The sequence below is a fragment of the Janthinobacterium sp. SUN176 genome (genome assembly GCF_030587335.1).
Taxonomy (GTDB): domain Bacteria; phylum Pseudomonadota; class Gammaproteobacteria; order Burkholderiales; family Burkholderiaceae_D; genus Janthinobacterium; species Janthinobacterium kumbetense.
In genome coordinates, this window is record NZ_JAPWIA010000001.1 from 3,237,711 (window position 1) to 3,254,675 (window position 16,965).

Consider the following 16,965-nt stretch of genomic DNA (forward strand, 5'->3'; position numbering starts at 1 on the left):
CTATTCGCCGTCCGCTTCGGCGGACGGTCCCGCGTCCGCCTTACCCAGCAGCAAGGCAGCCGCCTCGCCCGGCAAGGCTTCCACGGATTTCAATTTGCGCGCCATTTGCCGGCTGCGCACTTCCGCGCTTTCGATATTCTTCGCCGCCTTTTCCAGGGTCAGCCGGGTTTGCGACAGCACGTCGCCAAACTTGCCGAATTCCGTCTTCACGGCGCCCAGCACTTGCCACACTTCCGACGAGCGCTTTTCCAGCGCCAGGGTGCGGAAACCCATTTGCAGGCTGTTGAGCAAGGCCGTCAACGTGGATGGCCCCGCGATGCTGACCCGGTGCACGCGCTGCAATTCATCGGCCAGGCCCGGGCGGCGCAACACTTCCGCATACAAGCCTTCCGTGGGCAGGAAGAGGATGGCAAAGTCGGTGGTCAGCGGCGGCGCCAGGTATTTGTCCGCGATGGTTTTCGCTTCGCCCCGCACGGCCCGTTCCAGCTCGCGTCCGGCCAGGGCCACGCCGTCGGCATCGGCCCGCTCTGCCGCTTCGACCAGGCGCTCATACTGTTCCTTGGGGAACTTCGCATCGATCGGCATCCACACGGGCGGCCCGCCATCGGAAAGGCCCGGCAGTTTCAGGGCGAATTCCACGCGCGCGCCGCTGCCCGGCAAGGTTTCCACGTTCTTCGCGTACTGGTCGACAGTGAGTACCTGCTCCAGCAGCATTTCCAGCTGCACTTCGCCCCACGTTCCCCGCGTCTTGACGTTGGTGAGCACCCGCTTCAGGTCGCCCACGCCCAGCGCCAGCTGCTGCATTTCACCGAGTCCCTGGTGGACTTTTTCCAGCCGCTCCGACACTTGCTGGAACGAGGCAGTCAAGCGCGTCTCCAGCGTGGCGTGCAATTTCTCGTCGACCGTCTTGCGCATCTCTTCCAGGCGCGCGCCATTGTCGGCCTGCAAATCGCGGATCTTGCTTTCCAGGGTGGCGCGCACTTCCAGCATGCGCTGCGCATTCGACTCCGTCAGCTGCGCCAGGGTCTGGTTGGTGCTGTCGGCAAAGCGCGCCAGGCTTTGCGCCTGTTCCTCGCGCCCGACTTTTCCCTGGGCCTGCATCTGCGTGCGCAGGCTGTCGAGCTGCTGCAGGGTCGCCGCCTGGAATTGCGCCAGGCTGGTGGCCAGGTCTTGCCGCGTCGCTTGCGCCGACGCCTGCAGCTGCAGCCGCACTTCGCGCTCGACCCGGTCGATGCGCTCCAGGCTTTGCTGCTGGTGCTGCTGCACCAGGGCCAGGGTGGTGGCGCCATCGCCGGCCGCGCCACGGGGGCGCAGCAAGATCAATAGCAACAGGACGATGGCGACGATGGCGGCGCCCAGCAGGCTGTAAAACTCGATTGGGCTCATGGGTGTCAGTCAGGTTTGTTGCGCATCCAGTCGGCCGTCTGATAGAACGATTCCATCAGGCGCACGCGCAAGGATTCTTCGATGCCCGTGTCTTCCATGGCCCAGGCCATGGCGCGCAGCCACTGGTCGCGCTCGCTGGTGCCGATGGCGTAGGGCAAGTGACGCGCGCGCAGGCGCGGGTGGCCGAACTTCTCGATATACAAGTCCGGGCCGCCCATCCAGCCCGTCAGGAAGAAATACAGCTTGTCGCGCGAACCGTCCGTCGAAGGCGGATGCATGACGCGGATGCCGGCGAACTCGGCTTCGAGTTCCATCAAGTCATAAAAACGGTCGACCATTTCGCGCAGCACGGGGGCGCCGCCGATGGTCTCGTAGAGGGTGGGGGCAGTGGTATCAGTCATGGCCGCCATGATAGCGCAAGCGCCGGCGGCCCATGCGGCGCCAGCTGCCGCTGCCGGCATAAAAAGCAATATACTTGACTACTCAAGCTTATATCAACTACTATGCAATCTTTAAACACGGACAGGTCAACCATGCCCACCACTGCAGAATCCCCTTTGCTACGCAATACCAACTTCCGCTGGCTGCTGGGCGGCGGCCTCGTCTCCATGCTGGGCGACCAGTTCAGCATGCTGGCCCTGCCCTGGCTGGTGCTGAGCCTGACGGGCGATAGCCTCAGCCTGGGTATCGCCGTGGCCCTGATGGGCGCCCCGCGCGCCGTGCTGATTCTGCTGGGCGGTACCATCGCCGACCGCTATTCGCCCCGGCGCGTGATGCTGCTGAGCAAATACGCGAACGCCGCCATCCTGCTGGCGCTGGCGGGGTTGCTGCTGCTGGACCAGGCCAGCCTGGCGCTCGCGTATGCGGCCGCGCTGGCGCTGGGTATCGCGGCCGCCTTCGGCATTCCCGCCGGCACGGCCATCCTGCCGCAAGCCGTGCCGCCGCAATCGTTGCAGAACGCCAATGGCTTGCAGATGGGCGCGCGCCAGCTGTCCCTGCTGGCCGGCCCCCTGCTGGCGGCGCTCGTGCTCGGCGCCCACGATGGCGCGCAGCACACCCCCATGGCGGCGCTGGCCGCCGCCTTTGCCATCGATGCGCTGACGTTCCTGTTCTCCGCCTGGACCTTGCGGCAAGTGAGCCTGCGGCCACTGGCCGCGGCGGCGGCGCAGGGCATGTGGCGCGACATGGCGGCGGGCCTGTCCATGGTGTGGCGCGACCTTCCCTTGCGCAGCTGCTATGCGTACTGGGCGGTGGTGGCGTTCTTCGTCATGGGGCCGCTGCAAGTGGCCTTGCCCGTGCTGGCCAGCGAGCGCCTGCATTGCGCCTCCGCGCTGGGTTTGCTGATGGGCGCGCATGGCGCCGGCACCCTGGCCGGCATGCTGGCGTCCAGCCTGGGCGGCGCCTGGCTGCGCCGCCACTTCGGCGCCACCCTGCTGCTCGTCGACGCGGTCGTCGGCCTGCTGCTGATGGCCCTGGGACAAATCAGCTCGGCCTGGCAAGGCGCGGCCCTGCTGGCCGTGACAGGGTTGCTCGGCGGCTACTTGCAGGTGGCCATCTTTACGTGGATACAGCGGCGCGTGGCGCCCGCCATGCTGGGCCGGGCGATGGCCCTGTTCATGGGCATCTTCCTGGGACTGGCGCCGCTGTCGGCGGCGGCCACGGGTGCGCTGCTGCGCCACCTGAGCGTTGGCGAGCTGTTCTGCGGCGGCGGCGCCCTGCTGCTGGCCGCCGCCGTGGCGGCCGCATTATTTACCGCCATCCCGCGCATCGCCGGACCGGAAGCGATTACCCAAACGATATCGGAGAAGTAAAACATGGACAAGACACGACAGGCAACATTGAAAGCGCACTACCGGCAACAGCCACCGCCGCTGGGCATCATCGCCTTGCGGCACTTGCCCAGCGGGCGCACCTTGCTCGACAGCAGCCGCAACGCGCCCGGCATGCTGAACCGGCACCGCTTCGAGCTGAACCTGGGCAAGCACCGCAACGCCCTGCTGCAGGCGGACTGGCGGCGCGATGGCGCGGCGGCCTTTTCCTGCGCCGTCATCGATACGCTCAAGCTGCCCGACGACCCCGCCTTCGATGCGGACGCCGAACTGGGCGCCTTGCTGGACTTGCACCGCGCACAGTGGCTGGAGCAAGGCCAGCTACTGTATTGAGCGGCATTGCTTTACACTTGCGCACTCAAGCATTTCGCAACGGATAAAATGGACGCCATGAACGATCACACTCTCCCGTCGCCGGACGCCGATGGCGCGCTGGACTTTTGCCTGCGCCTGGCGCGCGCCCAGGCGCTCATCGTGCGCCGCTTCGACAGCGCCCTGGGCAATTTGCATGGCCTGAGCTTCAGCGACTATCAATTGCTGTACCAGCTGCAGCGCGCACCCGGTGCGCGCCTGCGCCGCATCGACCTGGCCGAGCGCCTGGCGTTGACGGCCTCCGGCGTCACGCGCTCCTTGATGCCACTGGAAAAGATTGGCCTGGTGGCACGCCAGGCCGATGCGCGCGACGCACGCGTCGGCTATGCCGTGCTGACTGCCGCCGGCCAGGAATTGCTGGGGCATGCGAGCGCCACCGCGCAGGCGGTGGGGCGCGAATTGCTGCAGGATGCGCCGGCAGAACAGCTGGGAGCGCTTTCCGCCCTCCTGGGCCGGCTGGCCGGCTGACGACGCTACACGAGCGCCAGCCTGCGCAGGCGCCGCGTCGATGACCAGTGTTCCACGCCCGCTTCGGCGCGGATGGCGGCGCAGCCCGCCAGCACCCGCTCGATGGCGGCCCCGTCGAGCCCCGCATTGAGGGTCAGGCGCACGAGGGCGCGGTTCTTCGCCGTTGCCGGGGCGCAAAACATGGCGCCGTAAATGCCTTGCCGCTCCAGCGCCTGGCGCAGGGCCAGGGTGGCCGGTTCGCCGCCCGCCTCCAGCGCCACGATCTGCTCCGTGCCATCGCTGACGTTGTAGCCCAGCTCGCGCAAGCCTTCGCGCACCTGCAGCGTATGGCGTTGCAGGGTGGCGCGCCGTCCATCGGCGGCCATGATGAAATCGAGCGCCGCGCCCAGCCACGCCAGCTCATGCGCCAGCAAACAGGAGCTGAAGATGGCGGGCCGTGATTCGGACAAGAAATAGCCCTTGAAGCGGCTGGAACAGCTGATGAAACCGGCCCGGCCCGCGAAGGCCTTGGCCAGCGACGCCGTGCGGAAATGCACGCGGTGGCCCAGTCCCCACGCCTCCACCAGGCCCGCGCCCTGCGGGCCGTGCGTGCCCAGCGAGTGCGACTCGTCGACCACCACCACGCAGTCGCTGCGCTCGGCGATGTCAAGCAATTCCAGCAGCGGCGCCAGGCTGCCGTTGGTGCTGTACAGGGCGTCGACGACGATCACCCCGCGGCCATGCTTTTCCACCTGCCGCCGCAAGTGCGTCATGTCGTTGTGCAGGAAGGGCACGGCCTGGGCCTGCGCCGACAGCACGCCTTCCCACAGCGAGGCGTGGGCCTGCATGTCGAGGTAGACGGGAATGCCGGGGCTGGCGATGCACTGGATCAGCCCGACGTTGGCCGCCATGCCGGACTGCGCCAGGATGCCATCCTCGCTGCCCATGAAGCGGGCCAGCCGGCTTTCCAGCCGGTGCTGTTCGCTGCCTTCCTGCAAGTACACGGCCGACATCAGCATGCCGCCCGCATTCGCCTGCAGGGACGCCACCTGGGCCGCCACCAGCGCCGGTTCGGCGGCGATGGACAGGTAGTCATTGCCGGCCAGGAAAATGGCATGGGCGGGTGTCGGTTGCCAGGCATGGGGATGCTGGCCGCCCAGCAATTTTTCGATGCGCGTGACGTGGTGCGCATCCATGCGCCGCACGATGTAGTCTGGCAAGCAGTGTTCTGCGCGGACGAAGGATGGGGCGTGCAAGCTGGTAGCGATGGTCATGAGTTTTCTCCTGGGGAAAGGTTTGCTGCGGCTTAAAGCCTTGACCGTCTCGCGAACCCATCCATTGACGTATATCAATGTCCGATGAGATAACCGTTCAACCAGGAAAATTTACGCGATGATAATGTTCTGAAGAGAATCAAGGCAGAGTCATGACGCAGCAATTGCAAGGACGATGGACACACTGGCGCAGGCGCCTGCTCCATTCGCTGCTGCATGAACGCATGCCCCATGAAAACCTGGCCGGCCGGGTCGCCATGCTGGCCGCCGTGGGCACGGTGGCGATGCCGCTGTACTACCTGCTGTGGAATTACTTTTTTCCGCAAGCCTATGAAAACCTGACCTTGCGCCTGACGGGCGTGGGCATCTGCGCGGTCGGCCTGTTTGCGCGCCACTTCTCGGCCCGCTGGCTGTCGCGCTACCTGCTGTTCGCGCTCAGCTACATCCTGCCCTTCTTCTTTACCTTCATGTTTCTGATGAACCACGCGTCGTCCATCTGGAGCGAATCGCTGCTGATCGGCCTGGTCGTGCTGTTTCATTTCGAAACGAAGCTGGCTTGCCGCGCCTACCTGATCGGCACCAGCACCGCCTGCCTGGCCGTCATCCTGCAGGGGGAAGGCGACTTCCTGCTGCAGCGTGAAGTGCTGCAGCAACTGCCCGTGCACTGGTTCACCATAGCCGCGCTGTCCGTGGTGAAAGTGGGCAGCAAGGTGCTGGAACTGGAACGGCTGGCCGGCCTGTCGGCCGGGCTCGGTTCCGTGGCGCACGAGCTGCGCACGCCGCTGACCAGCGTGGAAGCCAATGTGCGGGGCATGCGCCGGCTGCTGCCGCAACTGGCCGATCAGGCGCACGACTTGCCGCCGCTGCAGGAAGCCCTGTCGCGCATCCAGTTCGAAGTGCGCCACATGCAGCACATGATCGATTTGTTCCTGATGAGCGCCAGCGCCGTGAACCGCAACCTGCAGCCCAGCCAGGCGCTGTCGATGCTGGCGATGGTGAATTCCGTGCTGAAGCGCTACCCATTCACCGGCAACAGCCAGCGCAGCCGCGTCAAGGTGGACGTGCGCGCCGACTTCCAGTTCGCCGGCCAGGACGAACTGTGCGTGGTGATCCTGCTGAACCTGCTGAGGAACGCGCTGAAAGCCATCCAGCGGGCCGGCAAGGGCCGCGTGCGCATCATCATCGACGGCGCCCGCCCCGTGCCCAGGCTGCTGTTCATCGACACGGGCTGCGGCATCGCGAAGAACCGCCTGCCGCTGATCTTCGAGCGTTTTTATTCCTATCCCGTGCATAACGGCAGCGGCATCGGCCTGGCCCTGTGCCGGCAGATCATCACGGCCTGGCAGGCGCGCATCCGCTGCGTGTCGCGCGAGCATGCGTATGCGATTTTCATCCTGGAATTTCCCCAGCCCCTGCCTGCCCGCTTACAACCCTCTTCCCCCGCAAGGTGATGCATGCAACTGCCCGTCTACTCCCATCCGACCCTGACCGTATTGATCGATGACAGCGATTCCTTCCTGAAAAGCCTGGCGTTCCAGCTCGATCCCGCGCTGGCGCGCCTGACCTTTCATGACACCAGCAGCGCGCTGCACTGGCTGCGCCACAGCACGCAGCCGGGCGAGACGCCGCTGCACGTCAATTTCGACACGCAAAACCTGCCGCGCGACCAGCGCAACGTGGCGCTCGACCTCGAACGCATCTGGCGCATCAGCGGCCAGGCGCAACGCTTTGCCGTGCCTTCCGTGCTGGTGGTCGATTATTCGATGCCGCAGATGAATGGCTTGGAATTCTGCCAGGCCGTGCGTGACTTGCCGTGCAAGAAGATTTTATTTACGGGCGCGGCCGATGAAAAAGTGGCCGTGACGGCCTTCAACCGGGGCTTGATCGACCGCTACATCAAGAAGAGCGACGACGATGCGCTCGATATCCTGGAACAGGAAATCGTTTCCCTGCAACGCGAATTCTTCCTGCAGCAGTCGGACACGGTGCGCGACTTGCTATTGCTGCATGACTATAGTTTCCTGCAAGACGAAGCCATGGCCGCCGTCGTGCAGGAGCTGTGCCGGCGCCATGGCTTTGTCGAGTTCTATATTTTCCCGAATCCCTGCGGCATCCTGTTTTTCACGCGCGACGGCCAGGCCCGCCTGATGATCATCGAGACGGAACGCAGCCTGCACACGCAGTACGAAATGGCGCGTGACAGCGACGCGCCCGAGTCCCTGCTGCTGGCCTTGCTGGAAATGCGCGTGATCCCGTACTTTTCCGATGCCGACAGCGACGGCATGTATGCAGCGCACATCGGCGAAAACTGGTTCCGCTACTGCGCCGCGCCGACCATCTGCCTGGGACGCGAAACCTACTTCTGGGCCCTGTTCGACGTGCCGCCGCACCAGCTGGGGCAGCCAGTCATGTCCTACGCGCAATTCTTACGCGCGCAGGCGGACGACAGCGTGGGAGCCTAGCTTTCCCGCAAGGTTTGCAGCGGCGGATGTTTCAGCACATTGCGCAAGCCCAGCCAGCCGCCGGCGATCGCGCACAGGGCGCCGGCCAGCAAGCCAAAGGCCCACACGCCGGGCGCGAAGCTCCAGGCGAACTTGAACTGGTACGTGGCCAGCGCCCAGCCCATGGCCGCCGCGCCCGAGGCCGCCAGCAGGCCGGCCAGCGCGCCGACGAGGGAAAACTCGATCAGCTGCGCCTGCGCCAGCTGGCGCCGCGTGGCGCCCAGCGCGCGCAGCAGGCCCGCTTCGCGCGTGCGCTCGTCCTGCGAACCCATCAAGGCCGCATACAGCACCAGCAAGCCAGAGGCCAAGGTAAAGGCAAAGAGGAATTCGACGGCCGTCACCACCTGGTCCAGCACGCCCTGAATTTGCTTGAGCACGCCGCCCACGTCGACCACCGTCAGATTCGGGTAGTCGCGCAGCAAGGCGTTGCCCAGGTCGGCCTGCGCGGGCGGCAGGTGGAACGCCGTGATCCACGTCTGCGGCGTATCCGCCATGGCGGCCGGATTGATGATGACAAAGAAATTGACGCGCATCGAACCCCATTCCAGCTTGCGTAAACTGGTAATCGCCGCTTCCACGGGCTGGCCGGCGATGTCGAAGCGCAGCTTGTCGCCCAGCTTCAGCTTCAGGGTCTTGGCGATGCCTTCTTCCACCGACGCCTCGGCTGGCGCGCCCGGCGCATTGCCGAACCACTTGCCGGCCACCAGCTTGTTTTCTTCCTGCATCGCGGCCATCGTCGACAGGTTGAATTCGCGGTCGGCCAGGCCCTTGGCGCGGTCGTCCTCGTACGTGGTTTCCGTGATGGCGTTGCCGTTCACGGCTACCAGGCGCCCCCGTATCATCGGATACAAGGGCGCATTGGCCACGCCGGCCTGGGCCAGGCGCGCGGCGATCGGGTCTTTTTGTTCCGGCAGGATATTGATAATGAAGCGGTTCGGCGCATCCGGCGGCGTGGCGTTGCGCCAGGCCACCATCAAGTCGCCGCGCACCACCGTCAGCAGCAGCAAGGCCATCAGGCCCAAGGCCAGGGACACCACCTGGATGACGGTGGCGCCCGGGCGGCGCTGCAGGGACGTGACGGCAAAGCGCCAGCCCTGGTGATTGAAGGCGCCGCGCAGGGTTTTCAGCGAGCGGATACCCAGCCAGCCGGCCAGGCCGAACAGGGCGAAGCCGCCCAGGAAGCCGGCCGCCGTCAGCAGGGCCAGTTTCACGTCGCCCGCTTGCCACAGGAGCAGCACGACGAAGGCGGCGATGCCCAGGCCGTAGGTGGCCAGGGCCAGCGCCTGCGGCGGCTCCTGCTCGCGGCGGATCACGCGGTTATGGGGGACATTGCGCAACTGCAAAATCGGCGGCAGGGCAAAGCCGAGCAGCAACAGCATGCCGGTAGCCACGCCTTGCAGGGCGGGCAACATGGACACGGGCGGCAAGTCGCTCTGCACCAGCTTGCCCAGCAGCTCCAGCAGCACCAGGTGGCCGCCGAAACCCACCATCACGCCAACCACGCTGCCGGCCAGGCCCACCAATAAGAATTCGATCACGTACATGGCAGTGACCTGGTTTTGCGTCAGCCCCAGGCAGCGCAGCATGGCGCAGGCATCGAGGTGGCGCAGCATGAAGCGGCGCGCCGCCATGGCCACGGCGACGGCCGCCAGCATGGCCGACAGCAAGCCGACGAGGGAAAGGAAGCGGTCGGCGCGGTCCAGGGTCGATTGCATCTGCGGACTACCCGACTCCAGCGATTCGATGCGCACGCCTTTGATCGCTTGCGTCTTGATCTGGCTTTCCAGCCAGGCTTGATATTGCGCAAGCTCGCCCGCCTTGGCGGGCGGCGCCGACAACAGCAAGCGGTACGACACGCGCGAGCCGTTCTGCACCAGCGCCGTGGCGGCCAGATCGCTCAAGGGCAGCATCACGCGGGGAGCGAAGTTGAGGAAGGACGCGCCGCGGTCCGGCTCGCTGGCGATCAGTTGCGTGACGGTAAACGCCTTGTCGCCCAGGGTCAGCGTATCGCCCAGTTTCGCATTCAGGCTGGACAGAATCGCCGCATCGACCCACAGGGTGCCGGGTGCCGGCACCTGGCTGGTCGGTTGGCCGACGGCATCCTGCGCTTCGCTGAGCTTGGTCGTGATTTTCAGCTTGCCCCGCTGCGGGTAGCCGGGCGAGACGGCCTTGATGGAGGCCAGCTGCGACAGCGATTGCTCGCCCTCGCCCGCCTGCGCCATGCTGGGAAACGTCACCGTGTCGGCCAGGATGAAGCCGCGCTTCTGCGCCTCCGCGCGCCAGGCCGCATTGACGGGCTGGTCGGCGCTGATGACCAGGTCGGCCCCCAGCAGCTGGTGCGCGTCGCGGTTCAGGCCCGCGCGCAGGCGGTCGACGAAGAAGCCGACGGCCGACAGGGCCGCCACGGCGACGATCAGCGCGACGAGCAGGAAACGCAGTTGCCCGGCGCGCCAGTCGCGGCCGGTCATTTTCAGGGAGAGGCGGAACATGGGCGGCGGGTCTTTATAGAGTTACTGCGCGCTGCCGTGGGCGGCGGCGTGCTGCGCGAAATACGCATCGACGGTAGCGAGGAAGGCGTCTTTCTGCGCCTGCGGCAGGAAGGCGGCGATGAAACCGTTGCGCGCCAGACGTTGCGCGTGGGATAGGCCCAGCGGCAGCGCGTCGAAGATGGCGTCGAAATTGTCGTTCATGTAGCCGCCGAAATACGCGGGATCGTCCGAGTTCACCGTCACCAGCAAGCCCGCGTCGAGCAATTGCACCAGGTTATGGTCGTGCATCTGGTCGAACACGCGCAGCTTGGTGTTCGACAGGGGGCAGACGGTCAAGGCGATCTGTTCGCGCGCCAGGCGGGCCGTCAGTTCCGCGTCTTCCAGGCAGCGCACGCCATGGTCGATGCGTTCGACCTGCAAGTCGTCGAGCGCCGTGCGGATGTAGGCCGGCGGGCCTTCCTCGCCCGCGTGGGCCACCAGGTGCAGGCCCAGTTCGCGGCAGCGGGCAAACACGCGCGAGAATTTCTCGGGCGGATTGCCCACTTCCGAGGAATCGAGGCCGATGCCGATGAATTTATCGCGGTGCGGCAAGGCGTCTTCCAGGGTCTCGAACGCCTCTTTCTCGCTCAAGTGGCGCAGGAAGCACAGGATCAGGGCGGCGCTGACGGGGCTGTCCTGGCAGGCGCGGTGGATGCCGTTGATCACGTCGGCAATGGGCACGCCGCGCGCCGTGTGGGTTTGCGGGTCGAAGAAGATTTCCGTGTGCAGCACGTTATCGGCTTCGGCGCGGCGCAGGTAGGCTTGCGTCATGTCATAGAAATCCTGCTCTTTCAAGAGCACGCTTGCGCCAGCGTAATAAATGTCGAGAAAAGACTGCAAATCCGTAAAAGCATAGGCGCTGCGCAAGTGTTCCACCGATTCATAGCCCAGAGGCACGCCATTGCGCTCTGCCAGTGCGAAAATCAGTTCTGGCTCCAGCGAGCCTTCGATATGGATATGCAGTTCGGCCTTCGGCATGCCGCGGACGATCGCGCGCAATTGGGGGTTCATCATGGGTGTTCCTTATAGGGTGACGATAAAAATGCTGGCTCGCGCACGCGCACGCGCGGCGCGCAGGGCCATCAGACATGCAGGCATCTTAGCGCAAGATGGCCAGCCTCACCGGCGCCAGGCCGCCATGGCGCAGGCTGCGGCGGCGCCATGGCCGGCTCCGGCACGCGCTGGCGAATTGTCGTATGATGGTTTAAAAGGTATACAAAAGTTCATTGGAACCGATGAAAAATTTGATGATTTATCCAATTAAATCAACAATTTACAAACAAGTATTAAGGATATGCCGACATATCTTTTGACTTCCTGATCCTTTAGAGCAATAATAAATTTCATGGGGTAATGGTAGGTGCAGCAAGCGCTATCAACAGTGAAAAAAAAGCCGGCTGGCCACGTCAGCACACGGCATCAAGCGCCAGTTTTTTGGTCCGGGCAATCCGGACTCGCAAAGACAGCCGGGCTTGAAACAACAATAAAAATCGATACGGGGTACAGGAAAAGTTCAAGCGGCAAGCCCAGGCGAGTGCCAGGCGGGCGGCCATGGTGACTGGCAGTACGGGTTTACATTAAAGGACATTGACATGACCATTTTTGATAACTATGCAGCACGCTACGAGCGCACCCGCGAAGAGGAAATGTCGCTCACCGACTACCTGGCCCTGTGCAAGAAGGACAAGCTGACGTACGCCAGCGCGCCTGAACGCATGCTGGCCGCCATCGGCGAGCCGCAGCTGGTCGACACGCGCAACGACACGCGCTTGTCGCGCATCTTCGCCAACAAGATCATCAAGATCTACCCCGCCTTCCGCGAGTTCTACGGCACCGAGGAGGTGATCGAGCAAGTCGTCTCGTACTTCCGCCACGCCGCGCAAGGCCTGGAAGAGCGCAAGCAGATCCTGTATCTGCTGGGGCCCGTCGGCGGCGGCAAGTCGTCCATCGCGGAAAAACTCAAGTCGCTGATGGAACACGTGCCCTTCTATTGCCTGAAAGGCTCGCCCGTCAACGAATCGCCGCTGGGCCTGTTCAACGAGGAAGAGGACGGCACCATCCTGGAAGAGGATTACGGCATCCCGCGCCGCTACCTGCGCAACATCCCCAGCCCGTGGGCCGTGAAACGCCTGCATGAATACAATGGCGATATCAACCAGTTCCGCGTCGTCAAGCGCTATCCATCCGTGCTGAAACAGATCGCCATCTCGAAAACGGAGCCGGGCGACGAAAACAACCAGGATATTTCCTCGCTGGTGGGCAAGGTCGACATCCGCAAGCTGGAAGACTATGCGCAGGACGATCCGGACGCCTACAGCTATTCGGGCGGCCTGTGCCTGGCCAACCAGGGCTTGATGGAATTCGTGGAAATGTTCAAGGCGCCGATCAAGGTCTTGCACCCCTTGCTGACGGCCACGCAGGAAGGCAATTACAAGGGCACGGAAGGCTTCGGCGCGATTCCGTTCGACGGCATCATCCTGGCCCACTCGAACGAGTCGGAATGGAAGACGTTCAAGAACAACCGCAACAACGAGGCGTTTCTTGACCGTATCTATATAGTCAAGGTGCCGTATTGCCTGCGCGTGTCCGACGAAATCAAGATCTACGACAAGCTGGTGGCCAATTCCTCGCTCGTCAAGGCCCCGTGCGCGCCCGGCACCCTGCGCATGATGGCGCAGTTCGCCATCCTGTCGCGCCTGAAAGACCCGGAAAACTCCAGCATCTTCTCGAAGATGCTCGTCTACGATGGCGAAAACCTCAAGGACACGGACCCGAAAGCCAAGTCCATGCACGAATACGTCGATTACGCGGGCGTGGACGAAGGCATGAACGGCCTGTCGACGCGCTTTGCCTTCAAGATCCTGTCAAAAGTGTTCAACTTTGACAATTCCGAAGTGGCTGCCAATCCCGTGCATCTATTATATGTACTGGAGCAGCAGGTCGAGCGCGAGCAGTTCGCGCCGGAACTGGAGCAGCGCTACTTCTCCTATATAAAAGAGCACCTGGCGCAGCGCTACGTGGAATTCATCGGCAAGGAGATCCAGACGGCTTACCTGGAAAGCTATTCGGAATACGGGCAGAACATCTTCGACCGCTACGTGACGTTTGCCGATTTCTGGATACAGGACCAGGAATACCGCGATCCGGACACGGGCGAAAGCTTCGACCGCGAATCGCTGAACAATGAACTCGAGAAGATCGAGAAACCGGCGGGCATTTCCAATCCGAAGGATTTCCGCAATGAAATCGTGAACTTCGGCTTGCGCGCGCGGGCCTCGAACGGCGGCAAGAATCCCGCCTGGACCAGTTATGAAAAGTTCCGCACCGTCATTGAAAAGAAAATGTTTTCAAATACGGAGGAATTGCTGCCCGTGATTTCCTTCAATGCCAAGGCCAGCGCCGACGATGCCAACAAGCACGCCGACTTCGTGGCCCGCATGGTGGAAAAAGGCTATACGGCCAAGCAGGTACGCCTGTTATGCGAATGGTACTTGCGCGTGCGCAAGTCATCCTAGCGCGGACAGCGGAGGCGCGCTCCCGCCCGAGGGCAGGCGGGGCGCGCAAGACGAGAAGCAAGGAGGCACCCTTTGACATATCTCATCGACAGGCGCTTGCAAAGCAAGAATAAATCCGCCGTCAACCGCGAGCGTTTCCTGCGGCGTTACAAGGGCCAGATCAAGGATGCCGTGGGGCGCGCCATCAAGGGGCGCTCGATCACGGACGTCGAGAATGGCGAGAAGGTCAGCATCCCCGTCAAGGACGTGGGCGAACCGTCGTTCGGCCACGCGCATGGCGGCGTATGGGAAGTGGTCAATCCCGGCAACAAGGAATACCTGAAAGGCGACCAGATCGCGCGGCCGAAAGGCGGCGGTGGCGCCGGGCGGGGCAAGGCGGGCAATAGCGACGAAACGACGGAAGACGACTTCATCTTCGAATTGTCGCGCGAAGAATTCATGAATTACTTCTTCGAAGACCTGGAATTGCCGCACATGGTGAAAACCCAGCTGACGGCCACCACGGAATTCAAGAACCAGCGCGCCGGCTACAATATGTCGGGCACGCCATCGAACATCCACGTGCTGCGCTCCCTGCGCGGCGCGCTGGGGCGGCGCATCGCCGTCGGCGGCGGCGCCCGCAAGCAGCTGGCGCAGGCCGAGGAAGACCTGGCCGAACTGCTGCACGAAGGCGCGCCCGACAGCGACCCGCTCGTCACGGAACTGCGCCGCCTGATCCACCACCTGCACACGCGCCTGCTGGCCATCCCCTTCATCGACCCGTTCGACTTGCGCTACAGCAACCGCATCAAGGTACCCAAGCCGATGACGCAAGCCGTCATGTTCTGCATCATGGACGTGTCCGGCTCCATGGACGAGTCGCGCAAGGACACGGCCAAGCGCTTCTTCATCCTGTTATATCTGTTCCTCAAGCGCGCCTACGACAAGATCGAGGTCGTCTTCATCCGCCACCATACGGCGGCGGCCGAAGTGGACGAGCATGAATTCTTCAATTCGCGCGAGTCGGGCGGCACCGTCGTGTCGTCCGCGCTGCACTTGCTCAACACCATCATCGACGAACGCTATGGCGCCGGGCAATGGAACAGCTATGTGGCGCAGGCGTCCGACGGCGACAACTGGGACAACGATTCCGTGCTGTGCCGGCAATTGCTTATTAATACCATCATGCCCAAGGTGCAGTACTACACCTATGTCGAGATCACGGACGGCCCGCAGCAAAACCTGTGGGAGCAATACGCGGGCGTGCTCGACCATCACGCCCATTTCGCCATGCAAAAGATCGTCACGCCGGCCGATATCTACCCGGTCTTCCGCGAACTGTTCAAGAAACAGGTGAAATGATGAGTGCAGCCTTTGACCGCGCCAGCAACACCCCGGGCGAACCGTTCGCGCGCCTGCGCCACCCGAACGCCCTGCCCGAGCAGTCGGAATGGACGTTCGAGCTGATCGAGCAAATCCACGAGGAAATCCGCCGCGTGGCGAAACAGTTTGGCCTCGACACCTATCCGAACCAGCTGGAAATCATCACGGCCGAGCAGATGATGGATGCCTATACCTCGGTGGGCATGCCCGTCTCCTACAACCACTGGTCGTTCGGCAAGCATTTTTTATCGACCGAGAAAAGCTACAAGCGGGGGCAGATGGGCCTGGCCTACGAGATCGTCATCAACTCGAACCCGTGCATCGCCTATTTAATGGAGGAAAACAGCCTGACCATGCAATCGCTGGTGATCGCGCATGCGGCGTACGGCCACAACTCCTTTTTTAAAGGCAATTACCTGTTCCGCGCCTGGACGGATGCGGACGCCATCATCGACTATATGGTGTTTGCCAAGAATTACATCGCCGAATGCGAACAGCGCCATGGCGTCGACGCCGTGGAATTGCTGCTCGACTCGTGCCATGCCATCCAGAACTATGGCGTGGACCGCTACAAGCGCCCGGCGAAACTGTCGATGGCGAAGGAATATGCGCGCCAGAAAGAGCGCGAAGCCTATGTGCAGTCGCAGATCAACCAGCTGTGGCGCACCCTGCCCCGCCGCGAGGATGAGGAGGAAGAGGAAGACCAGCGCAAGGCCGCGCCCCGCTTTCCGCCCGAACCCGAGGAAAACCTGCTGTACTTCATCGAAAAGTATGCGCCGCTGCTGGAACCGTGGCAGCGCGAGATGGTGCGCATCGTGCGCAAGATTTCCCAGTACTTCTATCCGCAGCGGCAAACCCAGGTCATGAACGAGGGCTGGGCCACCTTCTGGCACTACACGATATTGAACCAGCTGTATGACGAAGGCGTGGTGGGCGACGGCTTCATGATGGAATTTCTGAAAAGCCATACCAACGTAGTCTACCAGCCGCCCATCGACAGCCCGTATTACAGCGGCATCAACCCGTATGCGCTGGGTTTTGCCATGATGAGCGACATCCGCCGCATCTGCGAGCACCCGACCGACGAAGACCGCGCCTGGTTCCCCGACATGGCCGGCAGCGACTGGCGCAAGAGCCTGGACTTTGCCATGCGCAATTTCAAGGATGAAAGCTTCATCGCCCAGTACCTGTCGCCGCGGCTGATCCGCGAATTCCACTTCTTTACCGTGCTCGACGACGACAAGAATGAAAAACTGGCCATTTCCGCCATCCACGACGATGCCGGCTACCGCTACGTGCGCCAGCAACTGGCGGAACAGTACAACCTGGGCAACCGCGAGCCGAATATCCAGGTCTGGTCCGTCAACACGCGCGACGACCGCGCCCTGACCCTGCGCCACACGCAATTCCAGCGCCGCCCGCTGAACCAGCAGGCTGCCGAGGTGCTCAAGCACGTGGCACGGCTGTGGGGCTTCGATGTGCACCTCGATACGGTCGACCCGCAGGGGGCGGTGCTGGGCACCTTGAATTGCCGGCGCGAGAAGCGCAACCGGCGCGATGACCCGGTTGCCAAGCCATGAAATGATTTGTTGATAATAATCAATAGCAAGAATATAAGCGCTTCCTATGCCTATATAGGAATTCAGTATGGCCTGACGGCCTCGAAACGGCTGTCAGGAGCGCCTTTTTTGACCTGGGTGAAGTGCGTTCCGCACCCGTTTGGTGCGCGCGACGGGCTAAGTGGTCTGGTT

14 protein-coding genes are annotated in these 16,965 nt (G+C 63.2%); 9 read left to right on the forward strand and 5 right to left on the reverse strand.

What is annotated here, in order from left to right:
• Together rmuC and O3299_RS14625 are read right to left on the reverse strand one after the other, a co-directional pair.
• Positions 1–1,386 carry a DNA recombination protein RmuC gene (gene rmuC, locus O3299_RS14620; protein WP_099666837.1) on the reverse strand — a complete coding sequence of 462 codons (1,386 nt, stop codon included), beginning with the start codon at positions 1,384–1,386 and terminating at the stop codon, positions 1–3.
• 5 nt (positions 1,387–1,391) lie between these two features.
• Complete coding sequence (locus O3299_RS14625; RefSeq protein ID WP_034785429.1) at positions 1,392–1,787, reverse strand: group II truncated hemoglobin; 396 nt, start codon at positions 1,785–1,787, stop codon at positions 1,392–1,394.
• 132 nt (positions 1,788–1,919) lie between these two features.
• Between O3299_RS14625 and O3299_RS14630 the strand changes: the two genes are divergently transcribed.
• The 3 genes from O3299_RS14630 to O3299_RS14640 are packed head-to-tail and all read left to right on the forward strand — an operon-like array spanning position 1,920 to position 4,055.
• Positions 1,920–3,197 carry an MFS transporter gene (locus tag O3299_RS14630; protein ID WP_305062569.1) on the forward strand — a complete coding sequence of 426 codons (1,278 nt, stop codon included), beginning with the start codon at positions 1,920–1,922 and terminating at the stop codon, positions 3,195–3,197.
• Positions 3,198–3,200: 3 nt separating this feature from the next.
• Positions 3,201–3,548, forward strand: a complete 348-nt coding sequence (locus O3299_RS14635) for a GIY-YIG nuclease family protein (protein ID WP_305062570.1) — start codon at positions 3,201–3,203, stop codon at positions 3,546–3,548.
• Between the two features lie 57 nt (positions 3,549–3,605).
• Positions 3,606–4,055, forward strand: coding sequence for a MarR family winged helix-turn-helix transcriptional regulator (locus tag O3299_RS14640; RefSeq protein ID WP_099668394.1), 450 nt, complete (start codon positions 3,606–3,608; stop codon positions 4,053–4,055).
• Positions 4,056–4,060: 5 nt separating this feature from the next.
• On the opposite strand, the gene cqsA is transcribed toward O3299_RS14640, so the two are convergent.
• Positions 4,061–5,308 (reverse strand): alpha-hydroxyketone-type quorum-sensing autoinducer synthase, encoded by a 1,248-nt coding sequence (cqsA, locus tag O3299_RS14645; RefSeq protein WP_305062571.1) that lies wholly within the window; start codon positions 5,306–5,308, stop codon positions 4,061–4,063.
• A gap of 224 nt (positions 5,309–5,532) precedes the next feature.
• Between cqsA and O3299_RS14650 the strand changes: the two genes are divergently transcribed.
• Together O3299_RS14650 and O3299_RS14655 are read left to right on the forward strand one after the other, a co-directional pair.
• The gene (locus O3299_RS14650) at positions 5,533–6,759 is read left to right on the forward strand and encodes a HAMP domain-containing sensor histidine kinase (RefSeq protein WP_289898669.1); all 1,227 of its coding nucleotides are present in this window, start codon (positions 5,533–5,535) and stop codon (positions 6,757–6,759) included.
• A 3-nt stretch (positions 6,760–6,762) separates the two neighbouring features.
• Positions 6,763–7,770, forward strand: a complete 1,008-nt coding sequence (locus tag O3299_RS14655) for a response regulator (protein WP_289911221.1) — start codon at positions 6,763–6,765, stop codon at positions 7,768–7,770.
• Here O3299_RS14655 and O3299_RS14660 read toward each other — a convergent pair.
• Positions 7,767–10,298 (reverse strand): ABC transporter permease, encoded by a 2,532-nt coding sequence (locus tag O3299_RS14660; RefSeq protein ID WP_305062572.1) that lies wholly within the window; start codon positions 10,296–10,298, stop codon positions 7,767–7,769. The genes O3299_RS14655 and O3299_RS14660 overlap by 4 nt on opposite strands.
• 21 nt (positions 10,299–10,319) lie before the next feature.
• On the reverse strand, positions 10,320–11,351 hold the full coding sequence (locus O3299_RS14665; RefSeq protein ID WP_289911225.1) for an adenosine deaminase: 1,032 nt from the start codon (positions 11,349–11,351) through the stop codon (positions 10,320–10,322).
• Here O3299_RS14665 and O3299_RS14670 point away from each other — a divergent pair.
• The 4 genes from O3299_RS14670 (at position 11,350) to O3299_RS14685 (ending at position 16,794) form a co-directional block, all read left to right on the forward strand.
• On the forward strand, positions 11,350–11,601 hold the full coding sequence (locus O3299_RS14670) for a hypothetical protein (RefSeq protein ID WP_305058546.1): 252 nt from the start codon (positions 11,350–11,352) through the stop codon (positions 11,599–11,601). The genes O3299_RS14665 and O3299_RS14670 overlap by 2 nt on opposite strands.
• Before the next feature lie 328 nt (positions 11,602–11,929).
• Positions 11,930–13,852, forward strand: a complete 1,923-nt coding sequence (locus O3299_RS14675; RefSeq protein WP_099666829.1) for a PrkA family serine protein kinase — start codon at positions 11,930–11,932, stop codon at positions 13,850–13,852.
• Between the two features lie 72 nt (positions 13,853–13,924).
• Positions 13,925–15,193, forward strand: a complete 1,269-nt coding sequence (locus O3299_RS14680; protein WP_077407911.1) for a YeaH/YhbH family protein — start codon at positions 13,925–13,927, stop codon at positions 15,191–15,193.
• Positions 15,193–16,794 (forward strand): SpoVR family protein, encoded by a 1,602-nt coding sequence (locus O3299_RS14685; RefSeq protein WP_099666828.1) that lies wholly within the window; start codon positions 15,193–15,195, stop codon positions 16,792–16,794. The genes O3299_RS14680 and O3299_RS14685 overlap by 1 nt, the downstream gene beginning before the upstream one ends.
• Positions 16,795–16,965 lie beyond the last annotated feature (171 nt).